Origin of the sequence: Sulfitobacter sp. SK025, from assembly GCF_003352105.1 — a bacterium.
Lineage (GTDB): Bacteria > Pseudomonadota > Alphaproteobacteria > Rhodobacterales > Rhodobacteraceae > Sulfitobacter > Sulfitobacter pontiacus.
The window spans coordinates 1954386-1968870 of the sequence record NZ_CP025808.1; the positions used below are offsets into that span (position 1 = coordinate 1954386).

Here is a 14485-nt window from a genome sequence, read left to right on the forward strand (position 1 = left end):
TATCCAGGTGCCCTCCCGCACTCTATCGTGATCCAACTGGCCGTCATACACACTATATAGGTGTATGGCGGTCTCTTCGTTTTGACAAAGGCCGCTAACCTGTCTAGTCAGGACGAAAGAGTTTTTTGACAGCGGGTAGGGCAAATGATGCACAACGACAGGTGGAATAAGCCCACCGAAACAGCGGTTTTCACTCCTTTTGCGAAATCCTTGCGCAGCGCTTCTTTTTGCGTAATGTTATCAGTCGCTTGGCTGGTTCCAGCGCCACATGCTGACGCGCAAAGCTATCAGTTCAACACAGTTCAGATCGACGGCAACGAACGGATCGGCGACAGCGCCATTCTAAGCCGCGCAGGAATCGCGCGTGGTCGGGCGATCAGCGCGGGCGAATTGAACGATGCTTACCAGAACCTTCAGGCGTCCGGCCTGTTTGAAAGCGTCGCACTTGAACCGCGCGGCGGGACATTGGTGATCACGGTCGTAGAATTCCCCACGATCAACCGCATCAGCTTTGAAGGCAACGCGCGCATCGACGACGAAGCGCTGGCTTCGGTCGTTGATTCAGACGAACGCCGCGTCTTCAACCCGACCCAAGCCGAAAAAGACGCCAATGCCATCGCGCAGGCCTATAGCAATGACGGCCGTATCGCCGCCCGCGTCCAGCCCAAGGTCATCCGCCGCGACCAGAACCGTGTTGATCTGGTGTTTGAAGTCTTCGAAGGCGACAACGTCGAGATTGAACGCCTGAGCTTTGTCGGCAACCGCCAATATTCGGACCGTCGTCTGCGCCGCGTGCTGGGAACCAAGCAAGCGGGGCTGTTCCGCCGGCTGATCAAACGCGACACCTTTGTGCCCGAACGCATCGAGGCCGACCAGCAGATGCTGCGCGATTTCTACCTGTCGCGCGGCTATGTCGACATGCGCATTTCGGCGGCGAACGCTCAGCTGACCGAAGAACGCGACGGCTATTTTGTGCAGTTCAACGTGCAAGAGGGGCAACAGTTCAAGTTCGGCGAACTGACCGTGACCTCGACCATCAACGGGGTGAACGCTGAAGATTATCGTGGCGTAATCAAGACCAAATCCGGTGCCGTCTATTCGCCGTCGCTGGTCGAGACGGATATCGCCCGGATGGAACGCAAAGCCATCCGTGACGGCGTAGACTTTCTGCGGGTCGAACCGGTTGTCACGCGCAATGATCGCGACCTGACGCTGAACGTCGAATATCGTATCTCTCGTGGTCCACGTGTCTTTGTTGAACGGATCGACATCGAAGGCAACACCACCACGCTTGACCGCGTTGTGCGCCGCCAGTTCGACAGCGTAGAGGGTGACCCGTTCAACCCGCGCGAGATCCGTGAAAGCGCCGAGCGCATCCGCGCCCTTGGTTATTTTGAAAGCGCCGAAGTCAACGCCCGCGAGGGGTCTTCCCCCGAGCAGGTCGTCGTTGACGTGAATGTTGTGGAACAGCCGACAGGCTCGCTCAACTTCGGTGGGTCGTTCTCGTCCAGTGACGGGATCGGCGTCGCGGTCAGCTTTGCCGAGGATAACTTCCTGGGACGCGGCCAAAAGCTCAAGCTGACGGTCAGCACGGCTGAATATGCACAGCGCTATGGCTTCAACTTTATCGAGCCGAGCCTCTTGGGGCGTGATGTGGCGTTCGGCCTGAACCTCGATTATGCCGAAACAAGCTCGTCCTATAATTCCTTCGATACCAAACGTATCGTTTTCCAGCCGACCCTGTCGTTCCCTGTCAGCGAAAACGGGCGGTTGAGCCTCAACTATACCTATGACGACCTTGAGATGTCAGAGCGGGACGATACCACAACCGGTTTCGTCGTCGCAAATGACATTGCCGCGGGCCGTCAGGTGACCTCTTCGATCGGGTATAATTACAGCTACGACACCCGTCGCGCCGGCCTTGACCCGACATCGGGTGTGCTGCTGCAATTCGGGCAGGATTTCGCAGGTCTAGGGGGGGACACCAAGTTCGTGAAAACCACCGCCAAAGCCATCGGCGAAAAGCGTATCTTCAACGAGGAAGTCACCCTGCGTGCCACCTTGCAAGGTGGGGCATTGGCATGGAGCGAGGGCAACAACCGCGTTTCCGACCGCTTCTTGATCGGCCCGTCGATCATGCGCGGCTTTGAAACCGGCGGCATCGGCCCGCGCGATCAAAGCAACAGCTCTGACGACTCCCTTGGGGGTAACCTCTTTGTGGTTGGTAGTCTTGAGGCGGAATTCCCGCTGGGCCTGCCCGAAGAATACGGCATCAGCGGCGGCGTCTTCTATGATGTCGGCAACGTCTGGAACCTCGACGATGTAGTGATCCCCGCGGGCTCGTCTATCGTTGGTGAATCCGGTTCGTTCCGCCACGTGATCGGTGTCTCGCTCTTCTGGGATACGCCTGTTGGTCCCTTGCAGTTCAACGTCTCTAAAGCCTTGAAAAAAGAGGACTATGACCAAGAACAGAAGTTCGAAGTGACCCTGCGGACCGATTTCTGAGGCCGTTATGAAACTGCGGGCACTCTTGATTTGCCTTCTGCCGGTACTGCCCCTCGCGGCGGTGCCGGTTTTTGCACAACAGCAGTCTGAACGGCGGGTGGTGCAAAGCCCGATCCTGACGATCGATTCAGATCGTGTGTTCAAAGAAAGCGCCTTTGGTCTGCGGGTGGCGGATGACGTGGAAACCCAAAGCGCTGAAATATCTGCCGAAAACCGCCTGATCGAAGCGGATTTGAAGGCCGAGGAACGCAAGCTCACCGATCAGCGCAGCAAGCTCAGTCCCGATGCCTTTAGCGGGCTGGCGGATGCCTTTGACGAAAAGGTGCAGAAAACCCGCGCGGCGCAAGCGGCAAAGGGGCGGGCGTTGAACGAATTGGTCGAGAAGGAACGCCAGGTGTTTCTGGCCGCTGCGGGCCCTGTGTTGGAACAGATGATGCGTGAAGCCGGGGCGGCCGTGATCCTTGAACGTCGGTCGGTCTTCGTCAGTGCCAACGCCATCGACATCACCGACGAAGCCATCGAGCGGCTTGACGCGTCGGTCGGCAGCGGCAAGAACTGATCCCCCCGCTTGCCCATGGCGGCCAGAATTGGTAGCCAGCATACAGCTTTTAACAGACAGGACATGCAATGACTGACACCCTGCCAAGTGCCGATATCCAGATGATCCAGCGGATCATTCCGCACCGCTATCCCTTTTTGCTGGTCGATAAAGTGGTCGATATCCAGGGCACGCAAAGCGCTGTCGGGATCAAGAATGTCACGATGAACGAACCGCATTTTCAGGGGCATTTTCCCGGCATGCCGATTATGCCCGGCGTCACCATCGTAGAGGCGATGGCGCAGACCGCTGCGGTGATGGTTGGTGTCACGCTGGAAATGGCGGACAAGGACATGAAGGTCTATTTCATGGCCATCGATAAATGCAAATTCCGCCGCAAGGTCGTTCCCGGTGACGTCGTCCGGATGGAGCTGAACACCCTGCGCGGCAAACCCGGCGGCAAAGTCTGGAAATTCGGCGGCGTCGCGTCGGTCGAGGGCGAAATGGCGGCCGAGGTTGAATTCACTGCGATGATGGACCTGTCCTGATGGGCAACATCCACCCAAGCGCCGTGATCGAGGAAGGGGCGCAGATCGCGGCCTCTGCCAAGGTCGGCCCGTTCTGCGTCATCGGCCCTCGGGTCGTGCTGCATGACAACGTTGAGGTGAAGTCCCACGCTATCGTCACCGGCGACACCGAAGTCGGCGAAGGTACGGTGATCTTTTCCTTCGCCGTGATCGGTGAAATCCCCCAAGACCTTAAGTTCAAAGGGGAATCCAGCCGCCTCGAGATCGGGAAGCGCAACCGTATCCGCGAACATGTCACCATGAACGGCGGCACCGAAGGCGGTGGCGGCGTGACCAAGATCGGCGATGACGGGCTGTTTATGGCGGGCTGTCACATCGCCCATGATGCGATCCTTGGCGATCGGGTGATTGTGGTGAACAACGCCGCCGTCGCGGGCCACTGCATCATTGAAGACGATGTCCTGATCGGCGGGCTGGCCGGTATCCACCAGTTCGTGCGTATCGGTCGCGGGGCCATTATCGGCGCTGTGACGATGGTGACGAATGACGTGATCCCCTACGGTCTGGTGCAAGCGCCCCGTGGGGTCTTGGACGGGCTTAACCTTGTCGGGCTCAAGCGACGTGGTGTCACCCGCGCCGACATCACGGCCCTTCGCGCGGCGTTCCAGATGCTGGCGCAGGGCGAGGGGACATTCCACGACCGCGCCCGTCGTTTGGGCGAGGAAACCGGCAGCGACTACGTCCGCGAGATCGTCGATTTCGTATTGGCCGACACGGGCCGTCACTTTCTGACACCGGGTTGATGCTGGCGCTGATCGCAGGGGGCGGCGGACTGCCTCAACGGGTGGCCGGCGCGCTGGCCGATGCGCCTTTGATCTGCGCCTACGAGGGGACGACACCCGTCGGGTTGGTGCCGGATCTGGTGTTCCGCCTTGAAACGCTTGGCACTTTGCTGGCCGAGCTGACCGCGCGCGGCGTGACGCAGGTGTGTTTCTGCGGTGCTGTGGCACGGCCGTCCTTCGATCCGTCCAAGCTGGATGCGGCAACGCTGCCCTTGGTGCCGGTGTTCCAGCAAGCCCTTGCCGCGGGGGACGACGGTGCCTTGCGCGCCTTGGTCGATATTTTCCAGACAGCGGGGCTGACCGTCGTTGCCGCGCATGACCTCGCGCCCGACTTGATGGCGCGCGAAGGCGTGCTTAGCCAGCGTCAGCCGGATGCGCAGATGCGCGATGACGCCGCGCGTGGTGCCGCCCTGGTGCGCTGCCTTGCGCCGATGGATGTGGGGCAATGCTGCGTCGTCGGGCAAGGGCAGGTCATGGGGATCGAGGCGATTGGCGGCACAGATCACTTGCTGTCGACCCTGCCTGATCGTGCGCGCTCGGCCAGCGCGGTGCTGTTTAAAGGTCCGAAATCCGGCCAGAGCCATCTTGTCGATATGCCCACCATCGGGCCGGACACCCTGCGCCGCGCCCACGAGGCAGGGCTGGCGGGTGTTGTGATCGAGGCGGGGTCCGTCATTCTTCTGGAGCCAGACGCCTGCGTCGCCTTGGCGGATGAACTAGACCTCGTGCTATGGGCAAGGGCCGCGACATGAAGGTGTTCATCATTGCGGGCGAACCTTCGGGCGACCGTTTGGGGGGGGCGCTGATGGCAGGGCTGAAATCCCTGCGCTCCGACATCACCTTTGACGGGATCGGCGGGACGGATATGGCCGCCGAGGGGCTGAGCAGCCGCTTTGATATGTCCGAACTGTCTGTCATGGGCATCGCCGAGATCCTGCCGAAATACAAATCCCTGATGGCGCGGATCAACGAGACGGCGCAGGCCGTAATCGATGCCAAGCCCGATGTGATGATCACCATCGACAGCCCCGATTTCTCGCTCCGCGTGGCCAAGCGGGTCAAGGCGGCGTCGGATATTCGCACGGTGCATTACGTCGCGCCCACGGTCTGGGCCTGGCGTCCCGGGCGCGCGAAAAAGATGGCGCGGTATATCGATCATGTGCTTGCGCTTTTCCCCTTCGAGCCGCCCCTGATGGAGGCCGAGGGCATGGCCTGCGATTTCGTCGGCCATCCCGTGGTCGGAGAGAAAATCGCCACACACCGCGAAGCCGCTGCCTTTCGTCAAGCCCATGAGATCGGCGATGCTCCCCTGATGCTCGTCCTGCCCGGATCTCGGCGGTCAGAGGTGGCGCGGCTTTCGGATGTGTTCGGCGATGCGGTGGCCCGTTTTGCCCGGACCCATCCGGATCTGCGCGTGGTCATTCCCGCCGCTGGTCCTGTCGCAGATGCGGTGATTGCGCAGACCCAAGGCTGGACGGTGCGCCCTATCGTGCTGGACCCGCGTGCGGGCAGCAGGGAGGAAGGTGCCGCGATGAAACGGGCGGCGTTTGCCGCCGCGGACGTGGCACTTGCGGCCTCTGGCACCGTCTCGCTGGAACTGGCCGCCGCATCGCTGCCGATGGTGATCGCCTACCGGATGAACTGGCTCAGCTTCCGTCTGATCAAGGCGATGGCGCTGATTGATACGGTGACTTTGGTGAACCTTGTGTCCGACACACGCGTCGTGCCGGAGTTTCTGGGCCCCGATTGCACCGCCGATAAGATCGCTGGCGGTTTGGCGCATGTCTTTGCGCATCCCGAGGATCAGAAAGACGCGATGGCGCTGACGATGGAGCGGCTCGGCAAGGGGGGCGAGAGCCCGGGCTTGCGCGCGGCGCGGGCGGTATTGGCAAAGCTGTAGGTCTAGAGATTGGCTATAGTGTAAAATGAGGGGCGCTGCCCCTCAAACTCCCCGGGATTTTAAACCATTTGGAAGGGGTTAGCCTTTGTGGATCCAGCCGCCGCCGAAAATGCGGGTGCTTTCGGGGTCGTAGAAGACGCAGGCCTGACCCGGCGAGATCCCTTCCTCGGGGGTGAGCAGCTCTACCGTGGCTTCGGTATCCGAGATCGGACGCAGGATCGCGTCTGTCGGAGGGCGGGTAGAGCGTACGCGCACAGCAATGGGCCATTCGCTTTGCGACATGAGCGGGGTGTCACCAAGCCAGTTAATCTCTTTCACGGGCACAGTACGGGTGGCCAGCATCGATTTCGGCCCCACGACGACCTGCGCATTATCCGCATCAAGTTTCACCACATAGAGCGGGTCGGCCAAGCCGCCGATGCCAAGGCCACGGCGCTGCCCGATGGTGTAGTTGATCACCCCGTCATGCTGGGCCAGCACATTGCCGTCGGTGTCGACGATATTGCCGGGGTTGGCGGCTTCGGGGCGCAGTTTGCGGATCACCGAGGCGTAGTCGCCATTCGGAACAAAGCAGATATCCTGACTGTCGGGCTTGTCCGCCACGCTCAGCCCGTATTTCGCCGCCAGCGCCCGCGTGTCGTTTTTTGACGGCAGGTGGCCAAGGGGGAAACGTAGATAGTCCAACTGTTCGGGCGTGGTCGAGAACAGAAAGTAGCTTTGATCGCGATTGGCATCGGCGGCGCAATGCAGTTCGGCCCCGTCGAGGCCCATCTTGCGCTGGATATAGTGACCGGTCGCCATGCAATCGGCATCCAGATCCTTGGCCGTTTCCAGCAGATCCTTGAACTTCACCCGTTCGTTACAGCGGATGCAGGGCACGGGCGTGGCCCCGCCCAGATAGCTATCGGCGAATTCGTCAATCACGGCGTCCTTGAACACGTTTTCATAATCCAAAACGTAATGCGGGAACCCCATGGATTCCGCGACACGCCGCGCATCATGGATATCGATGCCCGCACAGCAGGCCCCTTTGCGCGCCAGTGCCGCACCGTGGTCGTAAAGCTGCAGGGTGACGCCGACGACGTCATAGCCTTCCTCGGCCAGCATGGCGGCGACCACGGAACTGTCGACACCGCCCGACATCGCCACAACGACGCGGGTGTCGGCAGGTGCTTTGGCAAAGCCCAACGAATTGAGCGGTGGGGTGCGATCAAGCGGCATGAGAATACTCCGGGAGGTTTGAGGCTTAATATAGGAAAATTAGCGGTACTCTCAAGGGGCGACTTCACGGGTCGTTAACATGCGGCGACCTAGCCTGCACCGGATCAAGAACGGGCCGTGAACAGTGGGCGCGCGTCTTATGTGTAAAGGGTGAAAAGGGGAAAACGAGTGTATTTGAAAAAGGTCGAACGACCCAGGGCGGTGACCTTGCCCGACGGGTCCAGCTTTAGCCTTGCGGATCTGCCGGATCGCAATACCCGCCGGTGGGTCGCATCGCGCAAGGCTGCGGTGGTCCGCGGCGTGTTATACGGGCTGATCACTGAGGCGGAAGCGGAAGAACGCTATGGTGTGGGGCGGGCGGAATTTGTCGAATGGGTGCGCGCTGTCTCTGAACATGGGGAGGCGGCTTTGAGGGCCACAGCGCTACAAAAGTATAGACAACTTTAAGTTGCTCGCCTAACAAGTTGAGCACTATTAACGAGTGGTTAAACTATTTTGTTCACGGTGCCTTTTATACCAAATCCATTTGAGCGGAGTGAGACACATGCGAATTTTGTTGGTCGAAGATGACCCAACCACCTCCAAAAGCATCGAACTGATGCTGACCCATGCCAATCTGAACACCTATACCACCGATTTGGGGGAAGAGGGCATCGATCTGGCAAAGCTCTATGACTACGATCTGATCCTGCTGGATCTGGATCTGCCGGATATGAACGGGCATGACGTTTTGCGCCAATTACGGCTGAGCAAGATCCAGACGCCGATCCTTATCCTCTCCGGCTCCGACGACACAGAAAACAAGATCAAGGGGTTCGGCTTTGGCGCCGATGATTATCTGACCAAACCCTTCCACCGCGAAGAACTGGTGGCGCGTATCCATGCGATCATCCGGCGGTCCAAGGGCCACTCGCAATCGGTGATCAACGTCGGGCGCGTGTCGGTCAATCTGGACGCCAAGTCGGTGACGGTGGGGGATAAGCCCGTGCATCTGACCGGCAAGGAATACCAGATGTTCGAACTGCTGAGCCTGCGCAAAGGGTCGACGCTGACGAAAGAGATGTTTCTGAACCATCTTTACGGCGGCATGGATGAACCCGAGCTCAAGATTATCGATGTTTTCATTTGCAAATTGCGTAAAAAGCTTAGCAATGCCACGGGCGGCGAGAATTACATCGAGACGGTCTGGGGCAGGGGCTATGTGCTGCGTGATCCGGCCACCATGGGCTACCCCGAACAGGAAAGATTGGCCGTCGGCGGCTAGCCACAAAGGAGAGGGAAATATTCTAGACGCGGGGGAGTTCCCTGCGTATCTAGACCCCAGTTGAAACAGCAGGCTGGGGCTTACCGTGACTGATAAAACCGCACTTCAGGAGCTTTCCGAGGAGGAGGCCAAAGCCGAATTGGCGCGGTTGGCGGACCTGTTGGGGCGGGCGAATGCGGCCTATCACACGCAGGACGCGCCCGACCTGTCAGACGCGGAATATGATCGCCTGAAACGCCGCAATCAGGCGATCGAGGAACGGTTTCCCCGCCTCAAACGCGCTGACAGCCCCAGCGACAAGGTCGGAGCCGCGCCGGCGGAAGGGTTCGGCAAGGTTCGGCATGACGTGGCGATGCTGTCCTTGGGCAATGCGTTCGAGGATGAGGATGTTGTCGATTTCGATGCGCGCATCCGCAAATATCTGGGGCTGCCAAGCGGCACGCCGCTGGCCTTCACCGCAGAGCCCAAGATTGACGGGCTGTCGCTGTCGCTGCGCTATGAAAACGGGGAACTGGTACAGGCCGCGACCCGTGGGGATGGTGCCGTCGGGGAAAACGTCACCGCCAATGCGCGCACGATTGATACCATTCCGACGCGGATCCAGGGCGCACCGGCGCTGCTTGAGGTACGCGGCGAAGTCTATATGCGCCACCACGATTTTGATGCGCTGAATGCCCGCCAGACGGCCAACGGGGGCAAGACCTTTGCCAATCCGCGCAACGCCGCCGCCGGATCCTTGCGCCAGCTGGATGCCGAGATTACCCGCGCACGGCCGCTGGCATTTTTCGCCTATGCCTGGGGGGCCTTGTCCGCGCCGCTGGCCGACACGCAGTTTCATGCGATAGAGCGGCTGAGCGCATTCGGGTTTGACACCAACCCGCTGACGACGCTCTGCGATGGTCCGCAAGAGATGATCGCGCATTACCGCAAGATCGAAGAGCAACGCGCGACGCTTGGCTATGACATCGACGGCGTTGTCTACAAGGTGAACGATCTGGCGTTGCAAGACCGGCTTGGCTTTCGCTCCACCACCCCCCGTTGGGCAATTGCGCATAAATTCCCTGCGGAACTGGCCTGGACCCGGCTGGAGGATATCACCATTCAGGTCGGCCGCACCGGCGCGCTATCGCCGGTAGCGCGGTTGAAGCCGGTGACCGTGGGCGGCGTCGTTGTCTCGAATGCGACGCTCCATAACGAGGATTATATCAAAGGGCTCGACAGTAAGGGGGCCAGTATCCGCGACGGCAAGGATATCCGCGTCGGCGACTGGGTGCAGGTCTACCGTGCGGGGGACGTGATCCCCAAGATCGCGGATGTGGACCTAGGCAAGCGACCCGAGGACTCCGAAGCCTATGTCTATCCAACGACCTGCCCGGAATGTGGCAGCGACGCCATCCGCGAGGAAGGTGATGCGGTGCGTCGCTGTACGGGTGGACTGATCTGCCCTGCCCAAGCAGTTGAAAAGCTGAAACATTTCGTATCACGCGCGGCTTTTGATATTGACGGTCTGGGCGCGAAACAGGTCGAGCAATTCTATGCCGATGGCTGGATCGCGGAACCGGCGGATATCTTCACGCTCAAGGCGCGCTATGGCAGCGGCATGCAGCAGCTCAAGAACCGCGAAGGCTGGGGCGAGAAATCTGCCGATAAACTGTTTCAGGCCATTGAGGATAAACGCAAAATTCCCCTGTCGCGGCTGATCTTTGCGCTTGGCATCCGCCATGTGGGCGAAGCGGCGTCGAACCTGATCGCGCAGCATTACGGCAGCTGGACCGCGTTCGAGGCTGCGATGGGGCATGCAAAATCCGGGGATGGCCCCGCCTGGGACGATCTGATCGGAGTGGACGGCGTCGGTCAGGTCATGGCGCAAAGCCTGGTAAGCACCTTTGCCCAAGAGGCCGAGCGTGCCTCGATCGACCGGCTGGTAACGGAACTGTCGGTGCAGGATGTGGCGCGCCCCGATACCGAAGGGTCCCCCGTGGCGGGAAAAACCGTGGTCTTCACCGGCACGCTTGAAAAAATGACCCGCGCCGAGGCGAAGGCCCGCGCCGAACGTTTGGGGGCCAAGGTCTCTGGCTCGGTCAGTGCGAAAACCGATATTCTGGTCGCGGGGCCGGGGGCTGGCTCCAAGGCCAAGAAAGCGGCGGATCTGGGCATTCAGACATTGGACGAGGACGGCTGGCTTGCGCTGATCGACGGCGCATGACCGGCCGGCCCGAGGCGCTTTTCCCCCTCTTTGCCAAGCTCGAAACGCTGGAAGGGGTCGGGCCGAAGACCGCGCAGAACTTTGCCCAGCTTGGGGTGATGGCCCCGCGGGACCTGTTGTTTACGTTGCCGTATTCCGGCATCGACCGACGGCTGCAGCCCAGTGTCAAGGATGCGATCCTGCCCGCCACTGTCACCGTAGCGGTCACCGTTGGCGCGCATCGGGCCCCTGCAAACAAGGGCGGGGCCTACCGTATTCATGTTGAAGACAGCGCCACCGCCTTTCAGCTGGTCTTCTTTCACGCGCGCGGGGATTACTGGAAACGGCAGATGCCCGAAGGGTCACGGCGCGTGGTGTCGGGGCGGGTAGAGCTTTTTGACGGCATCCCCCAGATGGTGCACCCGGATTTCGTCGTGCCCGAGGCCGAGGCGGGCGATATTCCGACGTTTGAACCGGTCTATCCGCTGACCAGCGGGATCACGCAAAAGCTGATGTATAAGGCCACGCGGGCCGCATTGTCGCGGGTGCCAGAGGTCGGCGAATGGATTGATCCCAATCAGAAAAACCAAGAGAACTGGCCAGATTTTCCCGATGCGCTGCACCAGGCGCACGCCCCGAACGACATGGCTGACCTGTCTGCCGCGGCACCAGCGCGGGCGCGGCTGGCCTATGATGAATTGCTCGCCCATCAACTGACGCTTGCCCTTGCGCGCGCCAAGGACCGGCGGAAGGCAGGGCGCAAGACGCTTGGGGATGGCCACCTGCAGCAGCGCGTGCTTGGCGCATTGCCCTACGCGCCCACCGGTGCACAGACCCGTGCTATCGCCGAGATTGCAAAGGACATGGCCAGCGGGGCGCGCATGAACCGCTTGCTGCAGGGGGATGTGGGCGCGGGCAAAACGCTGGTCGCCTTCATGGCATTGTTGCGGGCGGTCGAGGCAGGCGGGCAGGGCGTGCTGATGGCCCCGACAGAAATCCTCGCGCGACAACATCTTGAAGGCTTGCGCCCCCTGGCCGAACAGGCGGGTGTGGTGCTTGATCTCTTGACCGGACGCGACAAAGGGCCCGAACGGCGCGCCAAGCTGAGCGCGCTGGAAAGCGGCGCGATCCAGATTCTTGTGGGCACCCATGCCGTCTTTCAGGCCGATGTCGCCTTTGGCGATCTGCGTCTTGCGGTGGTGGATGAACAGCACCGCTTCGGGGTGCGCCAGCGGCTTGAGCTTGGCAAAAAGGGGCAGGCCGTCGATGTTTTGGTCATGACCGCGACGCCGATCCCGCGGTCGCTGGCCCTCGCGCAATATGGCGATATGGACGTGTCTGTGCTGGATGAAAAGCCGCCCGGGCGCAAACCCATCCGCACCGCCCTGATTGCCACCGACCGGATGGAGGAGGTCGTAACCCGCTTGCGCGCCGCCATCAGCGAAGGGCGGCAATGCTATTGGGTGTGCCCGCTGGTCGAAGAAAGCGAGGTCAGCGATCTGATCGCCGCAGAGGCGCGGTTCAAACACCTGCGTGCGGCATTGGGCGAAGGCGTGGTCGGGCTGGTCCATGGGCAAATGCCGCCCGCCGATAAAGACGCGGCCATGCGTGCCTTTCAGCAAGGGCAGACCAAGCTGCTGGTCGCCACCACGGTGATCGAGGTGGGCGTCGACGTGCCGAACGCCAGCATCATCGTGATCGAGCGCGCCGAAAGTTTCGGGCTGGCACAATTGCACCAGCTGCGCGGGCGCGTGGGACGGGGGCAGGCGGCCTCTACCTGCTTGCTGATGTATCAAGCCCCGCTCAGCGAAAGCGGCCGCCAACGGCTGGAGGTTTTGCGCGAAAGCGAGGATGGGTTTGTGATCGCCGAGACGGACCTCAAGATGCGCGGAACCGGTGATCTGATTGGCACGGCGCAATCTGGCGTTCCGCGGTTTCGGGTGGCGGATCTGGAGAAACAGGCGGGTTTGATGCAGGTCGCCCAATCGGATGCGCGCGCCTTGCTGGCTGTGGACCCAGATCTGGCCACCCCGCGCGGCAAAGCCGCCCGGTTGCTTTTGTGGCTGATGCGCCAGGACGAGGCGATCCGTTTGATATCAGTAGGTTAGAGAATTAATCCTATTTTGTTCTCTTTTGTTCTCATAAAGTTCTTTACACAGGGGTTTGAAAATGAGAACAAATAGGCAACGGAAACGGGAGAACGCAAATGACCACGATCCTTACAGTCAAAGCCATTGCCAAACGGTCGAAAGACACGCTGTTGCAAGATGCCGCAGGGGCGGCTGCCTTGGTTGTCATCCTCGTGGTCGGTCTGCACCTTCCCGCCTTCGTTTGACTTCTGCCTGCGTAAACCGTGTTGTTTTGATCTAGCCCGCGCATCTGTCCCAAACTCTATGCGTTGGCGAAGTCCGCAATACCTTCGTCCCTGTGCCCGAGTTGTCCCCTCTGTCACGGATCAAAACGAGCCTTCACGGTCACCGCACCCTTACGCCGCCATCCTGCCCGGATGTGCGGCGTTTTTTTGTGTGTTCGGTGGGGGGCGTTCGCTGATAGGGCGGCATCGCTGCCACGGTGCTATTTGCGCAGAAAGCCGCGGAACGGGCCTAGCCGTTTTGCGCGACCGATTGGGTCTGTTCCATCGCTTCGGCCAACGCCTCTATCGTCAGCAGGATGGACGCATGACGGTTTTTATAGGCCACCGCGGGGGTCAGCACCTCGAACCCGTCAAAGGGGGCGTCGGGCACGGGGCCTTGGCCTTTCAACATCGCTTTCAACTGGTCCCGCGCCGTCTGGATCTGATCCAACGTGGCACCAACTGCCGCCGCACCGGCCACAGCGGCAGAGGCTTGCCCCAAGGCGCAGGCCTTCACATCCTGCCCCATCTGCGCCAGCTTGCCATCTTCAACCACGACATCGACCGTGACGGTGGACCCACATAGGGGCGAGCGCCGCGTGACGCTGGCATCGGGATTTTCCAAGCGCCCCAGATGTGGGATGTCAGCCGCAAGCCCCAAAATCCGCGCTGAGTATAGCTTGATCAGGTCTGTCTCGTCACTCATGGCTGTTCCTCTGTATCGTTAACCCTTACATAAGCTTTCACGCGGATGATGCAAAAACAAACTGAAGGCACGGCGATGGACTTTGACACCAGCACATTGAAATTCAACGAAGCAGGGCTGATCCCCGCGATTGCGCAGGATGCGACCACGGGCGAGGTGTTGATGATGGCGTGGATGAACGCGCAGGCCGTCACCCAAACGCTGGAAACCGGCCGCGTCACCTATTGGAGCCGCTCTCGTCAGTCGTTCTGGATCAAGGGCGACACCAGCGGCCACGTGCAAGAGCTGGTCGAGCTGCGCATTGACTGTGACCGCGATTGCCTGCTGGTGAAGGTGCACCAGACGGGGGCGGCCTGTCACACAGGACGGCGAAGCTGCTTTTACACGCTCGTTGAGAATGGTGCCGAACGTATTACGCTTGACGTAATGGATGATGAATAGGCG

14 protein-coding genes are annotated in these 14485 nt (G+C 60.6%); 12 read left to right on the forward strand and 2 right to left on the reverse strand.

Features of this window, described 5'->3' with window-relative positions; translation table 11 throughout:
• The first annotated feature begins 234 nt into the window (after window positions 1-234).
• The 6 genes from bamA (at window position 235) to lpxB (ending at window position 6312) form a co-directional block, all read left to right on the forward strand.
• The gene (gene bamA / locus C1J04_RS09485) at window positions 235-2505 is read left to right on the forward strand and encodes an outer membrane protein assembly factor BamA (protein WP_009824557.1); all 2271 of its coding nucleotides are present in this window, start codon (window positions 235-237) and stop codon (window positions 2503-2505) included.
• 7 nt (window positions 2506-2512) lie between these two features.
• Window positions 2513-3064 (forward strand): OmpH family outer membrane protein, encoded by a 552-nt coding sequence (locus tag C1J04_RS09490; RefSeq protein ID WP_114865351.1) that lies wholly within the window; start codon window positions 2513-2515, stop codon window positions 3062-3064.
• Window positions 3065-3132: 68 nt separating this feature from the next.
• On the forward strand, window positions 3133-3591 hold the full coding sequence (gene fabZ, locus C1J04_RS09495) for a 3-hydroxyacyl-ACP dehydratase FabZ (RefSeq protein WP_005853421.1): 459 nt from the start codon (window positions 3133-3135) through the stop codon (window positions 3589-3591).
• A complete protein-coding gene (lpxA, locus tag C1J04_RS09500; RefSeq protein WP_009824559.1) occupies window positions 3591-4373 on the forward strand; it encodes an acyl-ACP--UDP-N-acetylglucosamine O-acyltransferase in 783 nt (260 codons plus the stop codon). The genes fabZ and lpxA overlap by 1 nt, the downstream gene beginning before the upstream one ends.
• The gene (locus C1J04_RS09505; RefSeq protein ID WP_009824560.1) at window positions 4373-5164 is read left to right on the forward strand and encodes an LpxI family protein; all 792 of its coding nucleotides are present in this window, start codon (window positions 4373-4375) and stop codon (window positions 5162-5164) included. The genes lpxA and C1J04_RS09505 overlap by 1 nt, the downstream gene beginning before the upstream one ends.
• The gene (lpxB, locus tag C1J04_RS09510; protein ID WP_037954422.1) at window positions 5161-6312 is read left to right on the forward strand and encodes a lipid-A-disaccharide synthase; all 1152 of its coding nucleotides are present in this window, start codon (window positions 5161-5163) and stop codon (window positions 6310-6312) included. Before C1J04_RS09505 ends, lpxB begins: the two co-directional genes overlap by 4 nt.
• A gap of 78 nt (window positions 6313-6390) precedes the next feature.
• Here the strand turns inward: lpxB and mnmA are convergent, their stop codons facing one another.
• Window positions 6391-7533, reverse strand: a complete 1143-nt coding sequence (mnmA, locus tag C1J04_RS09515) for a tRNA 2-thiouridine(34) synthase MnmA (RefSeq protein WP_009824562.1) — start codon at window positions 7531-7533, stop codon at window positions 6391-6393.
• A 168-nt stretch (window positions 7534-7701) separates the two neighbouring features.
• Here mnmA and sciP point away from each other — a divergent pair, with 168 nt between their 5' ends.
• From sciP to C1J04_RS19695, 5 genes are all read left to right on the forward strand, one after another.
• Window positions 7702-7980, forward strand: coding sequence for a CtrA inhibitor SciP (sciP, locus tag C1J04_RS09520; protein WP_005853430.1), 279 nt, complete (start codon window positions 7702-7704; stop codon window positions 7978-7980).
• Window positions 7981-8077: 97 nt separating this feature from the next.
• Window positions 8078-8797, forward strand: a complete 720-nt coding sequence (gene ctrA / locus C1J04_RS09525) for a response regulator transcription factor CtrA (protein ID WP_005853432.1) — start codon at window positions 8078-8080, stop codon at window positions 8795-8797.
• An 85-nt stretch (window positions 8798-8882) separates the two neighbouring features.
• Window positions 8883-11003, forward strand: a complete 2121-nt coding sequence (ligA, locus tag C1J04_RS09530; protein ID WP_009824564.1) for an NAD-dependent DNA ligase LigA — start codon at window positions 8883-8885, stop codon at window positions 11001-11003.
• The gene (recG, locus tag C1J04_RS09535; RefSeq protein ID WP_009824565.1) at window positions 11000-13090 is read left to right on the forward strand and encodes an ATP-dependent DNA helicase RecG; all 2091 of its coding nucleotides are present in this window, start codon (window positions 11000-11002) and stop codon (window positions 13088-13090) included. Before ligA ends, recG begins: the two co-directional genes overlap by 4 nt.
• A gap of 98 nt (window positions 13091-13188) precedes the next feature.
• Complete coding sequence (locus C1J04_RS19695; RefSeq protein ID WP_005853439.1) at window positions 13189-13317, forward strand: hypothetical protein; 129 nt, start codon at window positions 13189-13191, stop codon at window positions 13315-13317.
• A 268-nt stretch (window positions 13318-13585) separates the two neighbouring features.
• Here C1J04_RS19695 and C1J04_RS09540 read toward each other — a convergent pair whose 3' ends face one another.
• On the reverse strand, window positions 13586-14041 hold the full coding sequence (locus C1J04_RS09540; RefSeq protein ID WP_009824566.1) for an iron-sulfur cluster assembly scaffold protein: 456 nt from the start codon (window positions 14039-14041) through the stop codon (window positions 13586-13588).
• Between the two features lie 45 nt (window positions 14042-14086).
• On the opposite strand from C1J04_RS09540, the gene hisI reads away from it, so the two are divergent.
• Window positions 14087-14482, forward strand: coding sequence for a phosphoribosyl-AMP cyclohydrolase (hisI, locus tag C1J04_RS09545; RefSeq protein ID WP_009824567.1), 396 nt, complete (start codon window positions 14087-14089; stop codon window positions 14480-14482).
• Window positions 14483-14485: the final 3 nt, after the last annotated feature.

Excerpts from the sequence above, each read along its gene's own strand:
- bamA (WP_009824557.1), top strand. The coding sequence starts at position 235 with ATGTTATCAGTCGCTTGGCTGGTTCCAGCGCCACATGCTGACGCGCAA.
- C1J04_RS09490 (WP_114865351.1), top strand. The coding sequence starts at position 2,513 with ATGAAACTGCGGGCACTCTTGATTTGCCTTCTGCCGGTACTGCCCCTC.
- fabZ (WP_005853421.1), top strand. The coding sequence starts at position 3,133 with ATGACTGACACCCTGCCAAGTGCCGATATCCAGATGATCCAGCGGATC.
- lpxA (WP_009824559.1), top strand. The coding sequence starts at position 3,591 with ATGGGCAACATCCACCCAAGCGCCGTGATCGAGGAAGGGGCGCAGATC.
- C1J04_RS09505 (WP_009824560.1), top strand. The coding sequence starts at position 4,373 with ATGCTGGCGCTGATCGCAGGGGGCGGCGGACTGCCTCAACGGGTGGCC.
- lpxB (WP_037954422.1), top strand. The coding sequence starts at position 5,161 with ATGAAGGTGTTCATCATTGCGGGCGAACCTTCGGGCGACCGTTTGGGG.
- mnmA (WP_009824562.1), bottom strand. The coding sequence starts at position 7,533 with ATGCCGCTTGATCGCACCCCACCGCTCAATTCGTTGGGCTTTGCCAAA.
- ctrA (WP_005853432.1), top strand. The coding sequence starts at position 8,078 with ATGCGAATTTTGTTGGTCGAAGATGACCCAACCACCTCCAAAAGCATC.
- recG (WP_009824565.1), top strand. The coding sequence starts at position 11,000 with ATGACCGGCCGGCCCGAGGCGCTTTTCCCCCTCTTTGCCAAGCTCGAA.
- C1J04_RS19695 (WP_005853439.1), top strand. The coding sequence starts at position 13,189 with ATGACCACGATCCTTACAGTCAAAGCCATTGCCAAACGGTCGAAAGAC.
- C1J04_RS09540 (WP_009824566.1), bottom strand. The coding sequence starts at position 14,041 with ATGAGTGACGAGACAGACCTGATCAAGCTATACTCAGCGCGGATTTTG.
- hisI (WP_009824567.1), top strand. The coding sequence starts at position 14,087 with ATGATGCAAAAACAAACTGAAGGCACGGCGATGGACTTTGACACCAGC.